The organism is Leptospira johnsonii, from assembly GCF_003112675.1.
Classification (GTDB): Bacteria; Spirochaetota; Leptospiria; order Leptospirales; family Leptospiraceae; genus Leptospira_B; species Leptospira_B johnsonii.
The window spans coordinates 1,707,125-1,729,082 of record NZ_BFAY01000011.1 but is presented as its reverse complement, the minus strand read 5'-3'; the positions used below and the strand labels follow the sequence as shown (position 1 = coordinate 1,729,082).

Here is a 21,958-nt window from a genome sequence, read left to right as displayed (position 1 = left end):
GAGAACAAAGACATTTCTAAGAAAATGGCATAAACTAAAACTAATCGTTAAGAGGAGGGTCGGTTACAATTATTACGATAGAAGAATCGATTTCTACATCAAAGTTATAAAGAATCAAATTAGACAGCATTCAAGTTCTTTCAGAGTCCCTTCTTACTTATAAACAAATAAGCTCGATGGTCTCGTAGCCGACTTTCGAAATATAGTTAGAGATATCGAGGCAAAGAAGGTCGTCTATTTGCGGCTCATCGAAATGACCTCCGGATGATGGAGACTAAATTCCCGTAATTAACGAGCGATAGATAGAGGGGGTGATTCGGATTGAGAGCAAAGGATTTGTCCCTAAAAATCTAAGAAGAAATTGGCTTCAAATTGTATTACTTAGTTCGGCAATATTTATTCCTATAGCTGAATCTCAGATCTTGCATGCCAAACTACCTAAGGTAGGATTAGGCAATGATACGGTAGTATCGAATCTTTACCTTCCCTACTAATTCCTTTACAATCCTATACATAATATTATCGGAGGATCGAAATGGATCGGTTTTTTAAGAAGGATAATTATGAAATCGGCATCACAAGAACAGAATCGAAAAACATAATTGTTCTTCTATATATATGTTTTCTTTTCTCTCTCATATCTGGATGTAGTATATCTCCTAAATACCCAAACTCGGATCATTTCAACGGGAAACGTTTTTACAATCCAACCCAAATTGAAGAAAATGGAATATGGAGAACTTTAAAACTTCTGGCCACAATTGATTTTGCTGAATGGCCAAAGAAGACTCGAAATGAAAAAACAAATCTTATTAAAAATCCATTAAATAGCAATCGAATCGCGATCACTTTCATTAATCATGCCACTGTATTGATCCAATCCCGTGAGATAAACATCCTTACCGATCCGGTTTGGTCTGAAAGGATCAGCCCGGTGAGCTGGGCAGGAACAAAACGAGTGAGAGAACCAGGTATTCAGATAGAGGACCTTCCTCCGATAGATCTAGTCGTTATCAGTCATAACCATTATGATCATCTAGATTTGGAAACTTTAAAAACGCTCAACAGAAAATTCTCTCCTAAGTTTCTTGTTCCGTTGGGAGATAAGGAACTACTACAATCTGCAGGAATTCCTGATATAGATGAGATGGACTGGTGGCAAACAATCAAAATAGAGAAGAAAGCAGAAGTAACTTTTGCTCCCACCCAACATCTTTCCGCAAGAGGTATATTCGATTGGAATCGCAGTTTATGGGGTAGCTACATGATCATGATAGGGAATAGACGAGTATATTTTGGAGGAGATGCTGCGTATTCTTCTCACTATAAAGAAATTAAAAGACGTTTAGGCGAACCCGATATTTCTCTTTTACCGATCGGAGCTTATGAGCCTAGATGGTTTATGAGGTTAGTTCACATGAATCCTTTGGATGCAATTCAAGCTCATTTAGATTTAGGTTCTAAACTTTCAATAGGAATACATTTCGGAACATTTCAACAAACAGAAGAAGCATTAAACGCACCTGTCGAGGAATTAAAGAAGGAATTACTTAAAGCCGGATTGAATCTAAGTAATTTTATAGTACAGAAAGAAGGAATAGCACGGATTTATTAAATTTTCTAAATCGATTTAAAAAGATCTCGGTGATCACCCTAGTATTTTTTACATCCGTATCTAATCAGAAAGCACAGTTCCATTATTCTTTTGCTCAGTATAATATCATGCACCTTCTATTCTTCATCTTATTAGCCTTGACTCTTAATTAACAAGATGAAGAATTAAATCCATTCTGGAGTGGTCGTTCCGTGATTCGTATCGATCCAAAAGCCTGACAAAAGGAAAATAAAATGGGACTAACAAATTTAGGTATATTTCACACTACGATTGGAGTTATTGCTATCATAGCAGCAATCATTTCATTCATAAAATACGGTATAATTAATCTATCACAACTAACGGGAAAAATATATTTTTATGCCACATCCATTGCTGCGTTAACGGCATTAGGAATTTCTAAACATGGAGGCTTTAACCCGGGGCACGTTCTTTCCATAATCATTATTTTTTTAATATTAAGCGCATTCTTTCTTTCAGTAAAAAAGAAAGGAAACAACAAAAGTCGCTATTTTGAGAATTTCTTTCTATCTTTCAGCTTTTTTCTGTCGTTAGTTCCTACCACAAATGAAACGCTCACTCGACTCCCCGTAGAGCACCCATTGGCTAAAGATATAACTGATCCCTTAATTGGTAAAACTTTACTTGTGTTTCTTGTATTTTTCATTCTTGGATCGATCTATCAATTTATAAAACAGCGGAGAATCAATAGGGCAGCCTGACAAACTTATTAGTCAGAATTTGAACGTTTTCTATCAGTCTTCGGGTAAGAATGAAGCACTGGAGATTGAGAGGAAAGGATCTCTACTCAAAAAGTATCCGCATCTTTTTACTGAAAATATAATGCTGTAAGAATACCATATCATCCGGATTGGAATCGAAAAAGTTCACACCTAGTTGATATTTCCCGCTCCCTACTTCAAGGAATCTAACTACTTCTCCTCTTAGGACCAAATTCCTTTCCGAGATCGGAATGAACATTTTTATAATATTATGCTTTTTTAAATAATTAAACGTTCTTTCGTCTTCTATCTCGAATAAAAGACCGTTCATACTGATGTCCAGGATACGGGTTACTGCCTCTTCATTCCTAAAGTTCTCTTGGCGGATATAAACCTTTGTCAAAGCATAGGTAAGGATGTCCCCTAATTCTTCTATATACAATGCCTGTTGTTGGACGATAGAGAATTTATCCATCGCAGTGGAGAATACCTTCACATAACCAATCGGATCGTTGAACAAACGGATTGGAGTAACTATATAAGAAATTAAAAAATTGCGGACTTCTTCTTTCTGAAGTTCTCTGAAGAACTCATCTGCCTTTGCCTGTCCTCTAGTTTGGTTCAACCGCAAGTATTCATCCCGGAAATTATCCAGATATGGATCCTTCTCTTCTCCTATGTAACTTTTAATTAGTGAACAATCCGGAACGTATACTGAACGGTTATACTTTTTAATAAAGTCGCCGAAAAATCCTCCGTCTTTTCCCGGTCCGAAAAATACAATCTCGTAGTCCTTTGAGATCCCAAGGATATATTCAGTAACCATTAAGTTGATCAGTTTTAGGCTGGGATTATCCTTTTTGATCTCCTTCATGAGGTGGAAAAATCTTTGCTCTACGCTAAGATTTTTTCCGAGCTCTCTCTCTCCTCCGCTTAAAGAACGATAGAGGATCACATAATTCATAAAAAGGTCGTCTACTGCGACCCTGAGATTTTTACGGAATGCTGCGGCTTGCAGTTCGGAAGGGATCTTAACCCGAACATGGTCTTCCCAAAAATCCAGAAGTACCACTTCAAATTGATATAGTATATTCAATATTTCGAAACTGATTCTCGCTCTGAGTATCCCTTTGGGCTGAAGATAAGGAACGTATAGAACGAGTGTATCTTCGCTCACTTCCTCCACTACGGAGGTAAGCTTCTCCCCTTCATAATCGAAAGGGAATTCTCTTTGGTCCGCTTTCAAACTATAGAATAGGTGTTTAACCAAATTGATATCGGAACCGATGATTGTTTCTCCAAACATCGTTTCTAAAATCGTAATCAGTTCTTGGAGTGTATCCGATCTTCCTACAGCCATAACGGTCCGGGTAAAATTTACCCTTATCTTTATTTTCGACTTCGGGACTTTAGGAATCCAGTGCTACTCATCGGAATTCGGAGCATTCTCCTTTTTTTCGCAAATGAGACATATATGAGTATTTTCCGGAAGGAAATTGTTCAGGGGATTTTTATTCTTTTGCCGAAAAATAAACCATGGCAGAGAACAAGTCCGAACTGAATCCAGAACTTTTCGATATGATGCGTCGGGGACAACTTTCCGCGAATAAGATCCTTAACTTGATTTCACTCAGAGAACTTGTGGATAAATTCGCTTCCAAGCCGTTTTTGGAAGAGGAAAAACTTCAAGAGATCAAAGCACGTACTGGAGTGGAGCCGGATATTCTTACTTGGGGTGATTATTTCCAAACAGAGATCGCTTCCCGTTATTTTGATAAGACTGACTCTGAATTCTCTAAGATCGTTGATACGATCCGTTTCGATCTCATCTCCGCTCATCTGATCTTCTCGAACAAACCTGATTATTTTGTGGACTCTGTTAGAGGCCAGGCCATTGTTTCTAAATCCATCGATAATAGTTTCTGGACTTTGGAAGATGAAGAAAATCTTCATTTAGAAATTCTTTTGGATTATTATGACCAAATGGGTATAGGCGAAAAACCTCTTTCTGTCTCCGATCGAGTTTGGTACGAAAGTTTTGAATTAAAACAGGAAGCTGTTTAATGGCATTAGTTGATTCAGAAACGGTAGAACTTTCTTCCGAATCAAGAATAGAAATTCTTTATTTAAACAATCCGGAAACCAAAAACTCCATGACTGTCCCTATGGGTTTGGAGTTCCAAGCTCATATTGAAAAATTAAAAAAGAACCCGCCTAGAGCGGTTGTGATCACCGGTAAGAATGATATCTTCTCCGCCGGAGGCAATTTCGAATTATTAAAGTCTTTTGCCGAGAAGTCTTTCGAAACGAACAAAAAAGAAATGTTCGAATTTTATAATCTATTCTTGAGCGTTAGAGATCTGAATGTTCCTGTGATCTGCGCTGCGAATGGTCATGCGATCGGTGCAGGCCTCTCCATCACTCTTGCCTGCGACCTAAGAGTTTTCGCAGACGAAGGAAAATACCAATTCAATTTTGTGAAATTGGGAATTCATCCTGGAATGGGATCCAGCTATCTGACTAAAGAATTATTCGGAATGGAAATCGCAAACAGGCTTCTATTCTTAGCGGAAACCTTAAGTGGCAAGGAAGCTCTTTCTCTAGGGATTTGTTACGATTCAGTTCCGAAGGCGGAAGTTTTACAAAGAGCAACGGAGATCGCAATTTCTCTGAGTGAAAGCGCTCCAATGGCACTTAGCGAATTAAAAAAGAATATCTACGAGAGGGAAAAATTAAACGCTGCTTTACGTAAAGAAGCGGAGTCTCAGGCCCTAAACTTTCTTTCTCAGGATTTTCGAGAAACCATTCGGTCTATTGAAGAAAAGAGAAAGCCTGTATTTAGAGGACTATAAGTTTTTCAATAACGGTTTTAATTCCAGAAGGATCTGTTCTTCCGGAATTGCAAGATCCAGCTTATCCACTTTTTTAGGGATTCTCCCGGAAGAAACATCGTCTCCCAATGCTTTAATCTTAGCTAAGATCGTTTGATCCGTACAATTAGAGATAGAAATGATATTGGGGACTTCTTTTCCCCAGGAAAATTTTAGTCCTGGCGAATCTACAAAGAAGGACTCGGTGATCCCGTCCCCTTCTTTATCTATCATCGTATAAACTGTGGAATCTCCGGTGACTACAGTAACTTTTTTTCCTTTTAAGAAACGATCCACTTTGATCCGGGTATTCGTCATGTCCCGGTTCCAAATATAATAATATAATTTGTCTATCTGAGAATCTATCAGTCGGTCTACTGCGGTCTTAAAAAGTTGTCCGTATTTTTTCCCTACTTCTTCTTCTCCTTTCATAAGACCGTCGACTTCTCTTGGAGTGGTAGAATGTAGATAAAAATCCGGAGCGCCATTGGAATGATTTGTATAGAAGATCTGCTCTTTCCTATCCCCTGGATAAGGATTCGAATCAACAGAAGTATTATGCAAAAAACCTAATAGGAATTTTTTCCTTTCTTGGGTCTTGGCCTTCAACTCCTCGAATCTTGCTCTAAGTGAACTTGTTTTAGGAGAATCTTTGCCGTAAATACGTTCAGTCCTTACGTATTCCGCATAGGCAGCCTTCTCCGCCGCGTAAGACTTCAGAAGTTCATCATCATATTTTAATAAAAGATCGAACTCTTTATTCTTTTCTTCCGGCTCGACAGAAGGCACTGCAGTAGTATTCGATTTGTTTGTTTCCGCCTGGTTTGGTTCCGTTTTAGAAGAAGGTTTGGTTCTTTCCGATTCGGGTAATTTATAATATTCCTGTTCCAGGTCTTTTAATCTGGTGAATTTATAAATTTTATTTAAATAGTCCTTTTCCTTCTCCTTTACTTGGGCTGGATCGTCGAATCCGTCCTTTAAAAGAGTAAGTTGCCCTCGATCAATGATGAGTAACGTGGCTTCTGAAGTATCTCGGTTCAGATTCCTTTCCGGAAGAGCCTTGCCTTCCTTATCTATCAATTGGATATAATGAAATGCTACACGATCCGTTCTAAAATCGTTGATGTTTGTTACATCGGGAGAATTTTGCAGATCCGGAGCTGCGGATAATATAACCCCGGAGATCAAAAGTATAAAAACAACTAAGGTTGTACGTTTGGACCCGGACATGACCTTAATACTATCGGCTTTGGAAAGGGCCAAAACAACCCTGTCGTCCGTTTAATTTATGGAGAAGGTCCCGAATATCTGAGAAATCTTAAGGCTGTCTGGAATGGGAAGAAGAAAGTAAATAGCTTAAACCGGGCAGATCTCCCGCTTCTCCACCTAACTTGTATTCGATCCGATTTAGATCCGGATAATTTTCAAATAAGGTTTTTTCAACCGCTAAGAATGCGGAAGACAATAAGACCAATTTTTTACGCTCTATCTCGGCAGTTTTTTGTTCTTCGGTCATTTGACTTGCGTAAGTATAATCGATCCTGAACTTCATATCGGAAAGTAGGTTTTCCAAAGTGGACTTTCTCATATCCAAGATCAAAACATCTCCTCTTTTCCAGATAGAGATCACAGAGTCTTGTAAGTTCGGGAGTTTTTTTAGGTTCCTAAATTGAGCGGAAGCATTCGGAACAGTAGGATCGAAATAACTGGATTCTCCCGCTTCTCCCACTAATGTTATAACATCATGTCTGAAATCCTCTCCTGTTAAGAGGACTTTTCTTTTTACAGGGAAGACCTCGCCTTCTCCATCTGAACCGAATATTACGATTTCCTTTCTATGATCTAGATTCGGTAGGTCGTACAAGGTGAATGGTACAAGTAGTTTTAACGGATTTTTTCCTGCTAGAATGAAACCGGTAAGGAATAATAATACTATGATCCAAGAATATGTTAGGAATAAGATCCTTTTGGATTCTTTGGAATCGGCGGCTCTGGTGGCCAGCTCGAAGATCCAAGTATAGAAGGTATCCAGACGAGTGAGGAAACGATTCCAAATTTCCTTAATCTTTTGCAAGTTCATACGCTCTCACACCTTCTAATATACTTTTAGCCAATTTCACTTGGTGAGTTTTATCGGCCAATACCTCGGATTCTTTGTTATGGGTGAGGTAACCCATTTCGACCAGAATGGCAGGCATCAAACTTCCCCTTAACACGGAAAAGTCCGCCTTCTTCACTCCTCTAGACAATATCTTTGGACCAAGGTTTTTTTTCATCTCGGATTCAACACTTCTGGCAAGAAGACGGCTTCTTCTTTGGATCATTGAGGACATCATTCCTGCCTGGATCTTTCCGTAGGAGGTCCCACCCTTTTTGCCCGAAATCCCATTTTCAAATAATGAGACTTCTCTCGCGGTTTCAGTGCTGGGAGTCTGAGACAAATAATAGACTTCGAATCCGTTTACATCCGAAGAAATAGAAGCATTACAATGCAAACTTACGAACAAAACCGAGCCGCCCTTTTGGATCTCTCTATTCGCGATCTCGGACCTTCTTTCCAGCTCGATAAACGAATCATTGGACCGGGTCAGGATCACTCGGACCTCGGGATATACCTTGTTCAGAAATTTTTTTAGGAAGCGGGCTACCTGCAAAGAGACCAATTTTTCTTGGGTCCCCTTATCGGAAGAAGTCCCCGGATCTTTTCCTCCATGTCCTGCATCCACGATGATCGCAGAAAGTTTTAATCTTTCCGCTTTAGGTAATAGATCGAAAACCAATTCGTCTTCTTTAAATTCGTAACTTACGTCTCCGGGCAATAACCGTACAAAGATCGCTTCTACCAGATCAGGAGGAAGTAAGAAGTCCTTTTCCTTATAAACTACAGGTAAATTCGTTTTTTCTAAACTACCGTTGATCGCATAAAAGGAAGCTCCGATCCGAAAACGGATCTCTCCTGAAGCATGAGAAATAGAACCTACTAATGTAGCAGACTCGAATTTGGATTGTAGTCCAGGGATCTTTTTACGGATCTCCTCGAAGGAAACGTATCCGTTCTTGCCGATGGTTTGAATCCTTGAATCGGCAAAAACAGGCCCGCTAAAGAGTAAAAGGAATCCTAACCCCCAAAGAAGGATTTGATCTTTGTCCAAATTGATCCCTTCTTCTTGTCTGAGGACCTTTTAGAATCGTTTATATCGAATAGGTTACGTTTGCTCTTATCGTAATTCGATTTCTGTTTTTTATTCTCATGATTTGTATGATTAGGAGAATGTTGTTTTTGGAAATCCGGACGATCTGGACGTTGTTTTCCTTTCTTACGGTTTTTCTGGTTTTTATCCTTACGTTCACCGTTGGAACCGAATACACTGTCCGCTTTTTGTAAAAACTCTTGGGCTTCTTGGATAGCAGCTTCTGGGCGTTTTTTGTGTCCGCCGCTTGGTCTGCCTGGTTTAGGATCTTTACTGAAATCTTTTTTGCGATCTCCAGATTCTTTATTCCAGTTCTTCTCGCCTCTTTGGTTCCCGTTACGTTGGAATTCCCCTCTTTGTTTTTTAGGGCCTCTATCTCTTCCGTGGTTTCGGTTCCCATTTCTTTCGACTGGAGCATTGTCGAATGCGTCTCCTCCTACAAAAGCTTGGAATTCTCCTGCAGGGAATGTGAGCGCTTCTTCGTGAACTGGAAGGACGTCTATTTTTTGTTTCAGATATTTTTCGATCTTCTCCAATTCACCATAATCGGATTCTGAGCAGAAGCTGATGGATTTACCCATTCTTCCAGCTCTCGCAGTTCTTCCGATCCTATGCACATAGTTTTCCGTGTCTTGAGGAAGATCGAAATTGAAAACTACTTCGATATTTTCCACGTCTATACCGCGGCTTGCAACGTCTGTCGCGACCATAAACTTAAACTTTCCGGATTTAAAATCCCTCATTAGTCTAAGTCTTTTTTTCTGATCTAGATCGGAAGAAATGCCTGTGATCGGAATTCCAAATCTTCTGAGAGAATTTACAATCTTAGGAATATTCGCTTTAAAATTTGTGAATATAATTCCTTGTCCTTCCAGTTCTTCGGCAAGAATGGAGTTCACCATATAAGGTAACTTCTCCTCTCTTCCCAAGTGAACCAGTTTCTGATCTATCCTTTCAGTGATCAGTTTGTCCGGATTGATCTGGATCTCCACAGGCTCGTTCATAAAACGATATGCAAGGCGCATAACTTCGACAGAGAGAGTTGCGGAGAAAAGTAAGGTTTGTTTTCTATTCTTACATTTATGAAGAAGCCAACGTATATCGTAGATAAAACCCATGTCCAACATACGATCCGCTTCGTCTAGAATGAAGAACTCGACCTTTTCTAAGTCGGCGCTTCCGCTTCTTGCGAGATCGATCAATCTTCCGGGAGTTGCAACGATTAGACCGTTCAGTCCGTTCAGATCTCGGTTTTGGATTTTATAATCCGTTCCGCCAATGATAGGGACCACTCTGTAGTCCGTATATTTTAGCAGTTTTTCGGCTTCTTCCGAAATTTGGATCACTAACTCTCTAGTAGGAGCAAGGATCAAAGTGCTGACACCTTGTATTCCTCTTGTTAGAATGGAGTGAATGGTGGGAACCAAGAATGCTACTGTCTTACCGGTTCCCGTTTGGGCTAAACCGGTTACGTCCCTACCTTCCATTCCGGGAGGGATTGCTTTTTCTTGTATCGGGGTGAGCTCAGTAAATCCTGCTTCTTGGATTGCTTTTTGCAGGTTTGGCTCTAGATTTAATTCTTCGAATTTCATATTTTTTTAATCGCGATTGAGTGGAATGTGTCGGCGTAGCAGGAGAGGTTTGCGAAGCGAACAAAGAGCCGATGTGTCAGGTATTTGCCTTTCCATCCCTTATCTCTATGAGGGTGGTATGACATAGGTTTCCTATATACCGTGACGAGACCGTACATTTTCAACATTTTTTTAAGAGAATCGGGTGAGTAATCCCAAAAATGGTCGGACGGATGCGTCCTAAACCATTCTTCAGGATTGGTTTGAAAAGAAGGTCCGTTCAAAGAAGGAAGACCTAAGAATAATAGCCCGCCCGGCTTTAACAATTTACTGATCCTCTCGAAAACAAGCTCCGCATTCGGAAAATGTTCTATTACAAAAAACGCACAGACCGCATCGAAAGTCTCTTTGGGGAAAAGTGAATCGTCCAAGAACGAGCCGGAGATCACATCCAAACCTAATTTATCTTTGGAATACTCCGCTTCGCTGGAAGAAAGTTCCAAACCTTTGACCTTGTATCCTTTCTTCTCTGCTTCCGATAAGAAGAAGCCAGCGGCAGATCCGATCTCGAAAAGAGTCTTTCCTTTCGGATCTTGGAATGCGCTCATCATTTCTAAACGTGTCTTAGCTAAATTTCTAAGCTGAGGTTCGTCTTCATAATAGGTCTTTTTGTACTGATTCTTGTATTCTTCCTGAAAGTAGGAATCTTCGTAATCCCTTTCCTTTGCCAATTTATAGAAATGGACCCCCGTGCGACGGCATACCATATAGGCTTCCGGATATTCTGGGTGAGGTTCCAATTCGAGTATTGAGGACATGCTTGCCTACAAGAAGCTTGTCATAAAGTCTCCCTCACGTAAAGGAAAATCCCCGAGCTCGGAACGAAATACATGCTTGAAAAAACGAGAAACCATCCAGGAATAGAAGAGAATGAGCATACTCGACAAAATTAAATCCCTTGGGTTGGAACTCCCACCTGCACCTAAGGCGATTGCAGCCTATATACCTGCCATACAAACAGGAAATCTTGTATTCACTTCCGGCCAATTGCCCCTGAAGGATGGCAAACTCATACTTACAGGAACCTTGGGAGCTGGGCTTTCCATCGATGATGTGAAGGCCGCCACCGAACAAGCCGCTATGAACGGACTTGCGGCAATCGCGGGAGTGATCGGGGATCTGGACAAAATAAAGACTATCGTAAAGATCGGAGTATTCGTAGCTTCCAGTCCTGATTTTACGGAACAACATCTTGTCGCAAATCATGCATCCAATCTGCTCTTAAGTATTTTTGGAGAAGCAGGACGTCATGCGCGCTTTGCGGTGGGAAATTCTGCTCTCCCATTAGGAGCTCCTGTAGAAGTGGAAATGACGGTTTCTTTAGGATGATAAAAAACCTGCTCAGAGATCTAAGTCTCGCATTGCCTGCAACATCCGTTGTTCTCAACGGATGGAAAAGATTTCTTTCCCAACTTTTAGGAAGATTTATTGATTTCTATTCCGAAAAAAGCGGGAAGGAGAAGTTGATCTTTGTTTTGGCATTGCTGCAGCTATTCTTTAGTTTAGGGAGTTGGATCAATTACTCCATCAATTTAGGGGTAGAATCCCAACTGGATATTATTTCCAAACTTGGTAATTTTTTCGGAATAGAACCTAGTCGCAGCGGTATAGAAGAAGTGAACGTAAGAACCGCATCCAATATATTTTTTATCATCCCTTGCTTTTTGACATTCTTCTTTGGCGGTTTTTGGAGAAGTGAATGGGTAGGCAAAACAATAGTCGTTCTGCAAGGATTTTCAGGGCTATTGCTATTACTCGGGATCTTACTTCCGGATGTATTCTTCGTAAGTTTTATCCGAGACCAGGACTATTATTATAATTTTAATTTTTACGCTTTCTGCTCTTCTTGGGCATTAACGACTGTTTCTTCCCTAACATTATGGAATTCTAAACTTTAAGTTAGTCTGATGGATACTTTCGATTGGGACTCCATCAGACATCCTCTATTTCTTACACTTAAGGTAACTTTTTTCTCCACATTCTTCGCGGCTCTGCTCGGAATATTTTTCGCCTACTGGATGTCCAAGCTCCGATTTTTCGGAAAGGCATTTGCCGACGCAGTATTGACCTTGCCGATGGTGCTTCCTCCCACAGTGCTCGGATATTATCTTTTGGTCTTATTCGGTAAAAAAGGAATACTCGGCCATTTTCTTCTGGAACAATTCCAATATTCTATATTATTTAATTTGCATGGAGCAGTTTTAGCCTCCACGATCGTTTCCTTTCCTCTAGTTTATAGATCTGCAAAAGCCGCCTTCGAAGATCTGGACCCGGAATACGAAGAGATCGCCCTCACATTGGGAAAATCCAAATGGGAAACTTTTTTAACGGTAATATTACCACTTTCTTGGAGGGGGATTTTAGCTGGATCCATGATGGCCTATGCAAGAGGGATGGGAGAATTCGGAGCCACTTTAATGATCGCAGGAAATATACCTGAAAAAACGCAAACGATCGCGCTTGCAATTTATGATTCTGTCCAATCTGGAAAAGACGAATTCTCTTTGGTCCTAGTATTTGTAGCATCCATCACTTGTGTATTGGTATTGACAGTTTCCGGGATCTTACTTAAAAAATCTCATTGGTAATATATTGATAAACGAAATGCTTAAAAGATTATATATATTACTCCCGGTTTTACTTTTACTTGTCCAATCTCCTTCTTACACACAAGAGAAGGAAAAAGAGATAACGATCTCAGCAGCATCAAGTTTAACAGATGTTCTCAAAGAACTTGGAACCGCATTCAAACAAAAAACAGGCCTCAAAGCGGTATTCAATTTCGGATCTTCAGGAAGTTTATACCAACAGATCGAAAAAGGCGCACCTGTGGACGTTTTCATCTCCGCTGATCCGGATATCGTGGACAAAGGGATGAAAGCGGAAGTTTTAGAATCTTCTACAAAGACAATCTTATTAAAAAATACTCTGGTGCTCATCCAACCTAAAGCAAGTGAGTTCAAGATCAAAAAATTAGAAGACCTCCAACTTCCTGAGATCAAAAAGATAGCAATCGGAAATCCGAGCTCGGTTCCCGCCGGAAAATATGCGGAAGAAGTCCTCACCAAGAACAATCTAAACCTCTCTTTGAAAGAAAAATTCATCCCTGCAGAAAATGTAAGACAGGTCTTGGATTATGTAGGAAGAGAAGAAGTAGAGGCAGGGTTCGTATACATCACAGACGCAGCAATCGCAAAATCTAAAGTCAAGATTGCACTAACTTTAAGCGGACACAAACCGATCTTATATCCGGGAATTTTGGTAACTGGGACCAAAAATTCGGAAGAAGCAAAATCCTTTCTGGAATTCTTGAAAAAATCTCCGGAAGCGAAAGAAACTTTTCTGAAATATAAGTTTATACTTCCTTAATGTCTCTCATCGTTGATATTAGAAAAAAACTCTCTGATGGGAATCGAAAATTCGAGCTGGATGTTCAGTTCGAGTTTTCGGGAGAATTCCAAGTATTGTACGGTCCTTCCGGAGCGGGAAAAAGTCTCACCTTACGGGCATTAGCTGGACTTTTAAAACCGGATTCTGGACGGATATCTTTCGCAAATACGGTTTATTTTGATTCTTCTTCCAAAAAATATATCCCGCCTCAAAAAAGAAATCTAGGCTACGTTCCTCAAAGTTACGGACTATTTCCTCATCTCACAGTCAGAAAGAATATCGAATTCGGATTAAATCGATTCTTTCAATTTGCGACTAGTAAAAAGGATAAAGAAACAGTTTCTTATCTGATGAATTTATTCGAGATAGAAGAGACTTCTGAAAGTTATCCGAAACATCTCTCAGGTGGACAAAAACAAAGAGTGGCGATCGCAAGAGCACTTGCTCGAGATCCTAAAATTTTATTTTTGGATGAACCGTTTGCCGCACTTCATGGGGATCTTAGACAAAAAATGAGAGAAGAACTAAAAAGTTTAAGAAAGAAGATCAGCATGCCCATACTTCTGATCTCTCATGATCCTAAAGATCTAGAGTATTTCGGGACTTCTGCTCTTTATATGGAAGACGGTAAGATACTTAGCAGCCGTTCTTAGTAATCGAAAATCCCCAAATCCATTTTAGCTTCTTCGGAAGCCATCGCTCTAGGGTCCCATTTAGGCGTCCAAACCACTTCTATATCTACTGAGTTGATACCTTCGACGCGAAGAGCATTGTCTTGGATCTCTTGTTTCATTTGAGGACCGGCAGGACAAGCCATAGACGTATAAGTCATTTCAATCTTGGCCTTATCACCTTCTACCTGGATCTTATAGATCAGACCTAACTCAGCCACGGAAATCCCGATCTCGGGATCTTCTACCCTATGGATCTCAGCGTAGACCCTTTTTTCGATCTCTTGAGTTGGTTGTTCTAATAATTGCATCTAACAATTAGTCTATCTGAACGGCGACTTCGTGTAAAGAATTTTAAGGACACTTTTGTTTTCCATCAGAGTGGATTTAAAAATGGAGCGCTTAAGCCAAGGATCAATATCAGCCAGTTTGGAACTTTCAGAAAAACCATCAGCGCAAACAAAGAACAAAATACGAAAAGGTCATAGGCGGAATAAACGGAAGAAGTGAAGACCGGAGTGCAGAAGGCGGATAATAAAATTCCCAAAGCGGAAAACTGGATAGAGTCTATCACAGTTCTCATTTTAGGATAATTTCGGATCTCTTCCCAAAGAGGAAAAAATCCGAATACCAAAAAGAAAGAAGGGAGGAATATAAAAATTGTAGAGAGGATCGATCCGCTCAAACCAAAGATCATAAAGCCTAAGTAAGACGCGAATGTAAATAAAGGACCAGGCATTGCTTGGGCGGCCCCATATCCCGCTAAAAATTCTTCTTTTCCGATCCAACCTTGTCTCACTACTTCGTTTTCCAATAATGGAAGAACCACATGTCCTCCGCCAAAAACCAACGCGCCCGATCTATAAAACGAATCCGAGATCGCAAATGGAAACAAACCGGTAAACGATCTTAAAAAAGGTAATAAGAAAAGAAGAAGGAAGAAAAATCCTAAGGACCAAAATGCGATCCGTTTGGGGACGGAAAAAGAAACTGAAATCTGAGGAAGATCAGACTCTTCTTTAAATAGAAAAAATCCGATCCCTGCACCGATCAAAATTACGACAAACTGGGTAAACGCACTCGAAAATAATAAGGTCAAAATTGCGGACCCAAAGACCAGATATATTTTGTAAGGATGTTTCTTGGAATTTTTCCACATAGTCAAAATCGCGTGAGCAACGACGGCAGCTGCCACCAATTTCAGACCATGCACCCATTTTAGATCCGGAACTATATTCGATTTTAATAAAATTCCGAAACCGACCATCAATAAGATAGAAGGCAGGGTAAATCCGATCCAAGCGGCGCATCCTGCCTTCCAGCCGGAGCGTAGAGTTCCGATACAGATCCCAAATTGGCTGCTCGCAGGTCCCGGAAGAAATTGACATACCGCTAATAATTCTTTATAAACTTCTTCTGAGATCCATTTCTTTCGAACTACGAATTCCTGATAGAAGTAGGCTAAATGTGCAGTCGGCCCACCGAAAGAGATCAGGCCCAGTTTCAAAAAAGTGAAAAATACTTCCTTCATTCCGAAAGTCGATTTTGGTCCTGCGAGCCGGCACCGCAAGACCTTTCGGAAAATTCAGTTTTCTACTGGGATCCAAATTTCTAAGCCACCCATACCAGTGACTGGATTAAATTCTTTTCCATATCTCTCTAGGTTCGCACCTTCGAAAGGTTTTACTCCTGAATCTGGAAACCATTTGCCTGCTGCGGCGAAGGTGGCTCTGATCCCGGCGATATGACCCTTATGAGTAAACACTGCGTATCTCTGAGTTGGGATCTTAAGTATCTGAAACTCTTTGGGTAATCCGGAAGAATTTGAAACTTCTACACCAGACATATAATCGAAGTTGCCTTCTGCATCGAAATTGTAACAAACCCCGTAAGCAGCATCTCCGACTTGAGAAGGAATATTTCCTAGGTATGCTCCGAAACTTTGCCACTGGTTCGGAATACCAGCAGGCATTTGACAATCGTAATGTTCTACAAGACCTGCAAATAGTCTAGGTGGAATAGTTTCGAATCTAGGTGGATCGATTTTAGGAATTGGTTCTGCGTTCAAGGTGATAGCCTCCACTAAGTTCACATTACCAAGATGCCCCTGGGACTTCAGTTGTTCTGGAGTGATAGAAAACTGATCTCGAAAAGCCCTGGTAAATGCTTCGTGAGATCCATAACCTATTTCCAAAGCGAGATCTAAAATATTGGATCCTTTATCTACCAATATCTTTGCCGCCTCGCTCAAGCGTCGTCCTCTTAGATATTTCATCAAAGAGACTCCCATGGTCAAAGAGAAAGTGCGGGTTAGATAAAAGGGAGAAACTCCGGAATTCTTTGCCACATCTTCCAAAGAAATATTTTCTCTGGAATGACCTTCTATAAACCATAGAGCCTTTTGAACAAAATCCATTACAGTCCTTGGTACTGTTTACAGTATCCTAAACTTTTATATTTACTCTTGCTTGATAGTTCTTGCGATTTGGATAAAATTCCTTACTTTCCGATCGCCTTTTCTAAAGTATTCCAGGCGAGTGTTGCACATTTAATACGGGCCGGGATCTTTTTTACCGCTTCCATAGATTCCAGGTCCTCATATTCTTCCGGAAAATTCGGGACCTTATCTTCTAAAAGCATTCCTTTAAATTCTAGCAGAAGTGATTTTGCTTCGGAGATCGTTTTTCCGTAAAGACTGTCCGTAAGCATGGAAGCGGAGGCTTGGGAGATAGAACAACCCTTCCCCACAAAACTGATCTCGGAGATTATATCTCCTTTCAACTTCAGGAATAGCTCTACCTCGTCACCACAGAGAGGATTGACTCCTTCTTGATGAAGATCGAAGTGTTCCATCTTTCCATGATGTCTTGGGTTTTGGTAATGATCGAGTAGTACTTCTTGGTAAAGACTATCGCTTAAGGACACGGCCGAAAATCTCCTTCACCTTCTTTAGACCTACCAAAAGAGAATCTACGTCTTCTTTGGTATTATAAAGATAGAAAGAAGCGCGGCAGGTACCGGCAATTCCTTTGAAGTCCATAAACGGCTGAGCGCAATGATGTCCCACACGGATTGCAATCCCTTCTTCGTCCAGAATGGAACCTACGTCGTGAGGATGTACTCCGGGGAAATTGAAGGAGATCACTCCTCCTCTTTTGCTTAGATCGTTTGTGCCGTATAGTTCCAAACCACCGAAATCTTCCAACCGATCCAAAGCATATTGTAGGAGTTCCAACTCGTGGTTTCTGATCTCCTGCATTCCTATGGATTCTAGGTATTCGATAGCTGCCCCAAATCCGATAACTCCGGAAATATTCGGGGTCCCTGCTTCCAATCTGGCAGGAAGATCCGCATAAGTGGACTTTTCCTTCCATACCTTGGAGATCATGTCCCCTCCTCCCATCCAAGGAGGCATTGTTTCTAAGATCTCTTCCTTAGCGTAAAGAACTCCTACGCCGGTCGGCCCAAGCATCTTATGTGCGGAGAATGCATAAAAATCGAAATCTTCTTTTTGAACGTTTGTGGGAAGATGACAGATCCCTTGGGCACCGTCTATCAACACTTTAGCACCGACTTCTCTCGCTCTTCGAATGATCGGAGTGAGATCGTGAATAGTACCGGTCACATTGGACATCTGAGCAAGAGCGACTAACTTTACTCTCTCAGTGATGATCTCGTCCAGGTTACTAAGATCTAAAGTGGAATCTTGGTTAAGAGGTATAAACTTAAGAACAGCCTGCTTTTCCTGGGCCAACATCTGCCAAGGAACCAAATTAGAATGATGCTCTAATTCAGTGAGTACGATCTCATCACCTTCGTGGATATTGGTCCGTCCCCAAGACTGGGCCACTAGGTTGATGGACTCTGTAGTATTGCGTGTGAATATAACCACCTTAGCACAGGCGGCCCCGATAAACCTGGAAGTTTTGATGCGGGCCATCTCATATTTTTCAGTGGCCTTTTGGGAAAGATAATATATGCCACGGTGAATGTTTGCATTCTCCGCTTCGTAATATTTACGAATGGTATCTATTACAGACTTGGGCTTTTGAGAACTGGCGGCGCTATCCAGAAACACCAAGGGCTTACCGTTCATCTGAGTAGATAGAATCGGAAAATCTCTGCGTATCTTTTCGAGATCAAAACTCAAAGCTCTGTTTCTCCTCGGTTCCCCATGTCAATCCTCTAATTCCACTTCGACTTCGTCACCTACGATTCTAGTCTTATAGACTGGCAAATCTTCCACTGCAGGCATACAAAGTACCTTACCTGTGCGGATATTAAACTTCGCAGAATGTCTTGGACAAACGATTACGTCCCCTTCCAATTCTCCAGTCGAAATATCCTCACCATCGTGGGTGCAAAGATCCGCGAATGCACAGATCTCGTCCCCCAGTCTAGTCAGCCCCACCCTATGGTACCGGGTTTCTGCTACGAATATCTCCCCTTCTTTCAGATCGGAAAGTTTAGCTAGTTTCTGAAATTCACCCATTACTTGCCCAACATCCTAGATTCTATCATAGAGGATAATTCTTCGCGAACTGTTTCGGAAGGAAATTCTCGAACTACTTCGTTCAAAAATCCTTCTACAATCATTTTACGGGCTTCTTCTTCCGAGATACCTCTGGAAGCTAAGTAGAATAATTGCTCTTCGTCTATTTCTCCGACTGTGGCTCCGTGCTCACATTTAACACTGTCAGCGAATACTTCCAATTTAGGAATGGATTCCGCTCTTGCAGTTCTGTCCATGAGAAGGTTATTATTGATCTGGATCGCACCCACGTCTTTACAATGAGAAGGTATATGAAGGTTTCCCGTAAATATATGATGAGCCTTCTCTCTTACAACAGTACGATACAAAATAGAACTTTGTGCGTGGCTTTCGGAATGAAGAATGCGGACTTCAGTGTCTTGGAATTCTCTGCCCTTTAAAGGAGAAAGGCCCACATAACGTGTCCAACATCCTTTTCCGACAACATTCGTATCATAGAATGATTTTCCCTTATATCCACCCCAAGAAGCAAGGCTCGCATGAAACTTAGAATCCTTCTCTTGGATCCCGTAAGTAGCTCTAAAATGAAAAGTAGAATCTCCCAAATTTTCCAAACTAGAATATTGGAAATCTCCGTTAGGAGGTGTAAGAAGAAGGGTAACTCCACTCATCAATAGAAGATCTTTCTGAGAAGCAGACTCCCATCTCTCTATAAAATTTGATTTGGCTCCCGGAAAAGCATCCACGATCAAAAGTGGAAGAATGATATTACCATCCTTACATTCAATTTTGATCTCGGGAAAAGAAGAAGGATCCGAATCCAGCTGCACATAATACGCATGTGTGAATCTGGAAAATACAAAAAGTGGAAACCAGTCCTTAGAATAGAATGAAATTGCGGGTCCTACTTTTTTCAGGACTTCCGAAAGTTTTTCGACAGGGAGATCTTGTAATTTAGTGATTTTTGCGTTTCCGGAAACGGTTACGGAAGAATCAGGACAAACTTTAGTATATTCTGAAATTTTAAAATTAGAAAGACTGATCTTTCTCCAAGATTCCAAAGATGAATCCGGAAAAACGGCTGAGTTCAGAAGTTTTTCGGCGTTCGTACGGAATTCGGAAAGAATGGATGGTTCCTTCTTTTCCTTGATATATTCCGAAATGGATTCCGCCAAAAGCATTCCTTTAGTTCGCTCCGTTTAGGATCCAATCGTATCCTTTTTCTTCCAATTCTAGAGCAAGTTCTCGTCCGCCCGTTTTGAGGATCTTACCTTGAGCAAAAACGTGAACGAAATCAGGAGTAACATAGTTCAACATTCTTTGATAATGTGTGATCAAAAGTATGGATCTATCCGCAGATTTATTCTTAGTAATCCCTTCGCTGATAATTCTAAGTGCGTCTATGTCCAAACCCGAATCGGTCTCATCCAGAACGGAAAGTTTTGGTTTGAGAAGGGTCATTTGAAGGATCTCGTTCCTTTTTTTCTCTCCACCGGAAAAACCATCGTTCACGTATCTTCCGATCCAAGTATCAGGAACTTCTAATAAAGCAGTGGCCTCTTTGAGTTCTTTACGGAATTCCTTTACAGGTAAATCCTTGCCCCGGACCGATTTTAAGATGGTGCGTAAAAAATTTCCGATCGAAACACCGGGAATGCTGGTAGGATATTGGAAACAAAGAAAGATCCCAGCTCTTGCTCTTTCGTCGGTAGGTTTTTCGAGAAGTGATTCTCCCCTGAAAAATATATCCCCGGAGATCACCTTGTATTTCGGGTGACCCATGATGACATTTGATAAGGTACTTTTTCCGGATCCGTTTGGACCCATGATGGCATGGACCTCTCCCTCGCCGATCGTCAGGTCTACACCTTTTAGGATTTCCTGTACTTCACCGGATTCGGTTTCCACTCCGGCGCGAAGATTCGAAATTTTTAGTAGTTCCGCCACGTATAGGACCCCTGCCTAGGACTATGTTTTTATGCCTGAGGCGGAGATCAATAGGAAAGATGTTCGGAAAGTCTGGACTTCAGTAGGATTCCCAGTCGAGGCGGAGAATGAGAACATGATCCTCGCCCAGATTCAGGGTGAATAAGACATATTGACGTTTGGTTTCTATATCATGGAAAGGTTCCGTAAACCCGGAAACTCGGCTAGAATGATAGGTTTCTGCCTTATGACGGATGAAGAAAGGTTTCCAAGCATAGTTATTTCCTACCTCGGTAAGCAATCTTGTCCAAGGCAGATCGTATGCCTCTCTCTTGAAAGTAGGAGTTACCTGATAACCGTGCATATCCGTGACCAGAACGGAAGTGGTTTCCAAAGGGAGTCTATCTAAAACGCTACTCAATGCATCCGCCATCGATTCTTCGGAAGAAGTTTCCAGATCTTTGAATAAGTCCACAAACTGATCTAAGAAGGATTGTTCCTTTCTAAGATTCTCTAGGATCTCTAAGAACCTAAGGCCTGAGAATTTTTCGAGGGAAGTTTTGAGAGTTTTATTAAAACGTTTTTTGTCCTGAAAGTCTATAGTAGGACGAGAAAAATAAAAACCTTGTAATAGATTGGCTCCCATGGACAGAGCAAGATACAATTCATCTTCGTTCTCCACTCCTTCGAATAGTAGTTGGGAACCGAGCCTTTGGGACATTTCAGAAATAGCGGAAAGAACATTCTTGAAAGATCGTCTGTTCAAACTCTCTCTCATAATTTTTATGTCCACTTTCATAATATCCGGATGGATATAACCGATCCTTTCCAAATTGGAAAAACCGACCCCAAGATCGTCGACTGCGATCTTGATCCCTCTTTCTCTGAATAGGCTTACTATATATAAAAGTTTTTCAATATTTCCTTCGAACTTATCTTCTGTGATCTCTAAAACTAGATCGTTCGGGTTAATATCATACTTGTCTATGAGATGAAGAATATGCAGACGTTTGATATCCAACACTTCTCCCGTGTAGACCATGGAGAGAAAGTTTGGCATCATGTTCAGGAAAATTTTAGTCTTAAGACCCGTTTCCTTCACATGTTTGATCGCTTTTTCGCGAATAATACGATCTATATGGACTAAACGAACAGTATCCGTGTCCGGATTATGAAAATGATAACCTAAAGAATGGTATTCGTTGGACTCGGGAGAAAATACTCTCCCTAAAACTTCGTAACCTATAATATTACGATTTCCGACGTCTAAGATCGGCTGGTAGTGAGGGGTATAATAACCTTCTCCCAGAGAAAGTATTTGGTGGGACTCGTATTCGGCGAGCATGCAGATTCCAACACTACTAGAATCCGGTTGAAGTTTACACACAAGCATATTTCCCTGAAACAGCGTAAGGAATGAAGACTAAAGCTTGGAAAATTCCCCTTTTTT

Annotated in this window: 24 protein-coding genes; 9 read left to right on the top strand and 15 right to left on the bottom strand. The window is 40.9% G+C overall.

The window, feature by feature from the left end; all coding sequences use genetic code 11:
• Positions 1 to 535: 535 nt before the first annotated feature.
• Positions 536 to 1,615, top strand: a complete 1,080-nt coding sequence (locus LPTSP_RS16975) for an MBL fold metallo-hydrolase (RefSeq protein ID WP_108929819.1) — start codon at positions 536 to 538, stop codon at positions 1,613 to 1,615.
• Positions 1,616 to 1,848: 233 nt separating this feature from the next.
• Entirely contained in the window at positions 1,849 to 2,337 is a 489-nt protein-coding gene (locus LPTSP_RS16970; RefSeq protein ID WP_108929818.1) for a hypothetical protein, read from the top strand.
• A gap of 82 nt (positions 2,338 to 2,419) precedes the next feature.
• Here LPTSP_RS16970 and LPTSP_RS16965 read toward each other — a convergent pair whose 3' ends face one another.
• The gene (locus tag LPTSP_RS16965; RefSeq protein ID WP_108929817.1) at positions 2,420 to 3,697 is read right to left on the bottom strand and encodes a PilZ domain-containing protein; all 1,278 of its coding nucleotides are present in this window, start codon (positions 3,695 to 3,697) and stop codon (positions 2,420 to 2,422) included.
• Positions 3,698 to 3,873: 176 nt separating this feature from the next.
• On the opposite strand from LPTSP_RS16965, the gene LPTSP_RS16960 reads away from it, so the two are divergent.
• Together LPTSP_RS16960 and LPTSP_RS16955 are read left to right on the top strand one after the other, a co-directional pair.
• On the top strand, positions 3,874 to 4,401 hold the full coding sequence (locus LPTSP_RS16960) for a hypothetical protein (RefSeq protein WP_108929816.1): 528 nt from the start codon (positions 3,874 to 3,876) through the stop codon (positions 4,399 to 4,401).
• Entirely contained in the window at positions 4,401 to 5,189 is a 789-nt protein-coding gene (locus LPTSP_RS16955; RefSeq protein ID WP_108929815.1) for an enoyl-CoA hydratase/isomerase family protein, read from the top strand. Before LPTSP_RS16960 ends, LPTSP_RS16955 begins: the two co-directional genes overlap by 1 nt.
• Here LPTSP_RS16955 and LPTSP_RS16950 read toward each other — a convergent pair.
• The 5 genes from LPTSP_RS16950 to LPTSP_RS16930 all read right to left on the bottom strand — a co-directional run bounded on the left by LPTSP_RS16950 (position 5,184) and on the right by LPTSP_RS16930 (position 10,787).
• Positions 5,184 to 6,437 (bottom strand): hypothetical protein, encoded by a 1,254-nt coding sequence (locus LPTSP_RS16950; RefSeq protein ID WP_108929814.1) that lies wholly within the window; start codon positions 6,435 to 6,437, stop codon positions 5,184 to 5,186. The two genes, LPTSP_RS16955 and LPTSP_RS16950, sit on opposite strands and share 6 nt — an antisense overlap.
• Before the next feature lie 88 nt (positions 6,438 to 6,525).
• A complete protein-coding gene (locus tag LPTSP_RS16945; protein WP_108929813.1) occupies positions 6,526 to 7,287 on the bottom strand; it encodes an LIC_10740 family protein in 762 nt (253 codons plus the stop codon).
• Positions 7,268 to 8,359: an N-acetylmuramoyl-L-alanine amidase family protein gene (locus LPTSP_RS16940; protein ID WP_108929812.1), complete on the bottom strand. Its 1,092-nt coding sequence runs from the start codon at positions 8,357 to 8,359 to the stop codon at positions 7,268 to 7,270. The genes LPTSP_RS16945 and LPTSP_RS16940 overlap by 20 nt, the downstream gene beginning before the upstream one ends.
• On the bottom strand, positions 8,326 to 9,990 hold the full coding sequence (locus LPTSP_RS16935) for a DEAD/DEAH box helicase (RefSeq protein WP_108929811.1): 1,665 nt from the start codon (positions 9,988 to 9,990) through the stop codon (positions 8,326 to 8,328). Before LPTSP_RS16935 ends, LPTSP_RS16940 begins: the two co-directional genes overlap by 34 nt.
• Positions 9,987 to 10,787: a class I SAM-dependent methyltransferase gene (locus LPTSP_RS16930; protein ID WP_108929810.1), complete on the bottom strand. Its 801-nt coding sequence runs from the start codon at positions 10,785 to 10,787 to the stop codon at positions 9,987 to 9,989. Before LPTSP_RS16930 ends, LPTSP_RS16935 begins: the two co-directional genes overlap by 4 nt.
• 112 nt (positions 10,788 to 10,899) lie before the next feature.
• Between LPTSP_RS16930 and LPTSP_RS16925 the strand changes: the two genes are divergently transcribed.
• Genes LPTSP_RS16925 through LPTSP_RS16905 form a run of 5 tightly spaced genes read left to right on the top strand, consistent with a single transcriptional unit; the run spans position 10,900 to position 14,072 of the window.
• On the top strand, positions 10,900 to 11,358 hold the full coding sequence (locus LPTSP_RS16925) for a RidA family protein (protein WP_108929809.1): 459 nt from the start codon (positions 10,900 to 10,902) through the stop codon (positions 11,356 to 11,358).
• The gene (locus tag LPTSP_RS16920; RefSeq protein ID WP_108929808.1) at positions 11,355 to 11,927 is read left to right on the top strand and encodes a hypothetical protein; all 573 of its coding nucleotides are present in this window, start codon (positions 11,355 to 11,357) and stop codon (positions 11,925 to 11,927) included. Before LPTSP_RS16925 ends, LPTSP_RS16920 begins: the two co-directional genes overlap by 4 nt.
• Before the next feature lie 9 nt (positions 11,928 to 11,936).
• Positions 11,937 to 12,617: a molybdate ABC transporter permease subunit gene (gene modB, locus LPTSP_RS16915; RefSeq protein WP_108929807.1), complete on the top strand. Its 681-nt coding sequence runs from the start codon at positions 11,937 to 11,939 to the stop codon at positions 12,615 to 12,617.
• A gap of 16 nt (positions 12,618 to 12,633) precedes the next feature.
• The gene (modA, locus tag LPTSP_RS16910) at positions 12,634 to 13,398 is read left to right on the top strand and encodes a molybdate ABC transporter substrate-binding protein (protein WP_108929971.1); all 765 of its coding nucleotides are present in this window, start codon (positions 12,634 to 12,636) and stop codon (positions 13,396 to 13,398) included.
• Entirely contained in the window at positions 13,398 to 14,072 is a 675-nt protein-coding gene (locus LPTSP_RS16905; protein ID WP_108929806.1) for an ATP-binding cassette domain-containing protein, read from the top strand. Before modA ends, LPTSP_RS16905 begins: the two co-directional genes overlap by 1 nt.
• Here LPTSP_RS16905 and LPTSP_RS16900 read toward each other — a convergent pair.
• The 9 genes from LPTSP_RS16900 to LPTSP_RS16860 all read right to left on the bottom strand — a co-directional run bounded on the left by LPTSP_RS16900 (position 14,069) and on the right by LPTSP_RS16860 (position 21,853).
• On the bottom strand, positions 14,069 to 14,401 hold the full coding sequence (locus LPTSP_RS16900; RefSeq protein ID WP_108929805.1) for a metal-sulfur cluster assembly factor: 333 nt from the start codon (positions 14,399 to 14,401) through the stop codon (positions 14,069 to 14,071). The two genes, LPTSP_RS16905 and LPTSP_RS16900, sit on opposite strands and share 4 nt — an antisense overlap.
• A 65-nt stretch (positions 14,402 to 14,466) precedes the next feature.
• Positions 14,467 to 15,621, bottom strand: a complete 1,155-nt coding sequence (gene chrA / locus LPTSP_RS16895; RefSeq protein WP_108929804.1) for a chromate efflux transporter — start codon at positions 15,619 to 15,621, stop codon at positions 14,467 to 14,469.
• A gap of 54 nt (positions 15,622 to 15,675) precedes the next feature.
• On the bottom strand, positions 15,676 to 16,506 hold the full coding sequence (locus LPTSP_RS16890; RefSeq protein WP_108929803.1) for an AraC family transcriptional regulator: 831 nt from the start codon (positions 16,504 to 16,506) through the stop codon (positions 15,676 to 15,678).
• Between the two features lie 83 nt (positions 16,507 to 16,589).
• The gene (gene sufU / locus LPTSP_RS16885; protein ID WP_108929802.1) at positions 16,590 to 17,015 is read right to left on the bottom strand and encodes a Fe-S cluster assembly sulfur transfer protein SufU; all 426 of its coding nucleotides are present in this window, start codon (positions 17,013 to 17,015) and stop codon (positions 16,590 to 16,592) included.
• Positions 16,999 to 18,240: a cysteine desulfurase gene (locus LPTSP_RS16880; protein ID WP_108929801.1), complete on the bottom strand. Its 1,242-nt coding sequence runs from the start codon at positions 18,238 to 18,240 to the stop codon at positions 16,999 to 17,001. Before LPTSP_RS16880 ends, sufU begins: the two co-directional genes overlap by 17 nt.
• Positions 18,241 to 18,267: 27 nt before the next feature.
• A complete protein-coding gene (locus LPTSP_RS16875; RefSeq protein WP_100768012.1) occupies positions 18,268 to 18,582 on the bottom strand; it encodes a non-heme iron oxygenase ferredoxin subunit in 315 nt (104 codons plus the stop codon).
• Positions 18,582 to 19,763, bottom strand: coding sequence for a SufB/SufD family protein (locus tag LPTSP_RS16870; RefSeq protein ID WP_108929800.1), 1,182 nt, complete (start codon positions 19,761 to 19,763; stop codon positions 18,582 to 18,584). Before LPTSP_RS16870 ends, LPTSP_RS16875 begins: the two co-directional genes overlap by 1 nt.
• 4 nt (positions 19,764 to 19,767) lie before the next feature.
• Positions 19,768 to 20,529 (bottom strand): Fe-S cluster assembly ATPase SufC, encoded by a 762-nt coding sequence (gene sufC, locus LPTSP_RS16865; RefSeq protein ID WP_108929799.1) that lies wholly within the window; start codon positions 20,527 to 20,529, stop codon positions 19,768 to 19,770.
• 79 nt (positions 20,530 to 20,608) lie between these two features.
• A complete protein-coding gene (locus LPTSP_RS16860; RefSeq protein WP_108929798.1) occupies positions 20,609 to 21,853 on the bottom strand; it encodes an EAL domain-containing protein in 1,245 nt (414 codons plus the stop codon).
• Positions 21,854 to 21,958 lie beyond the last annotated feature (105 nt).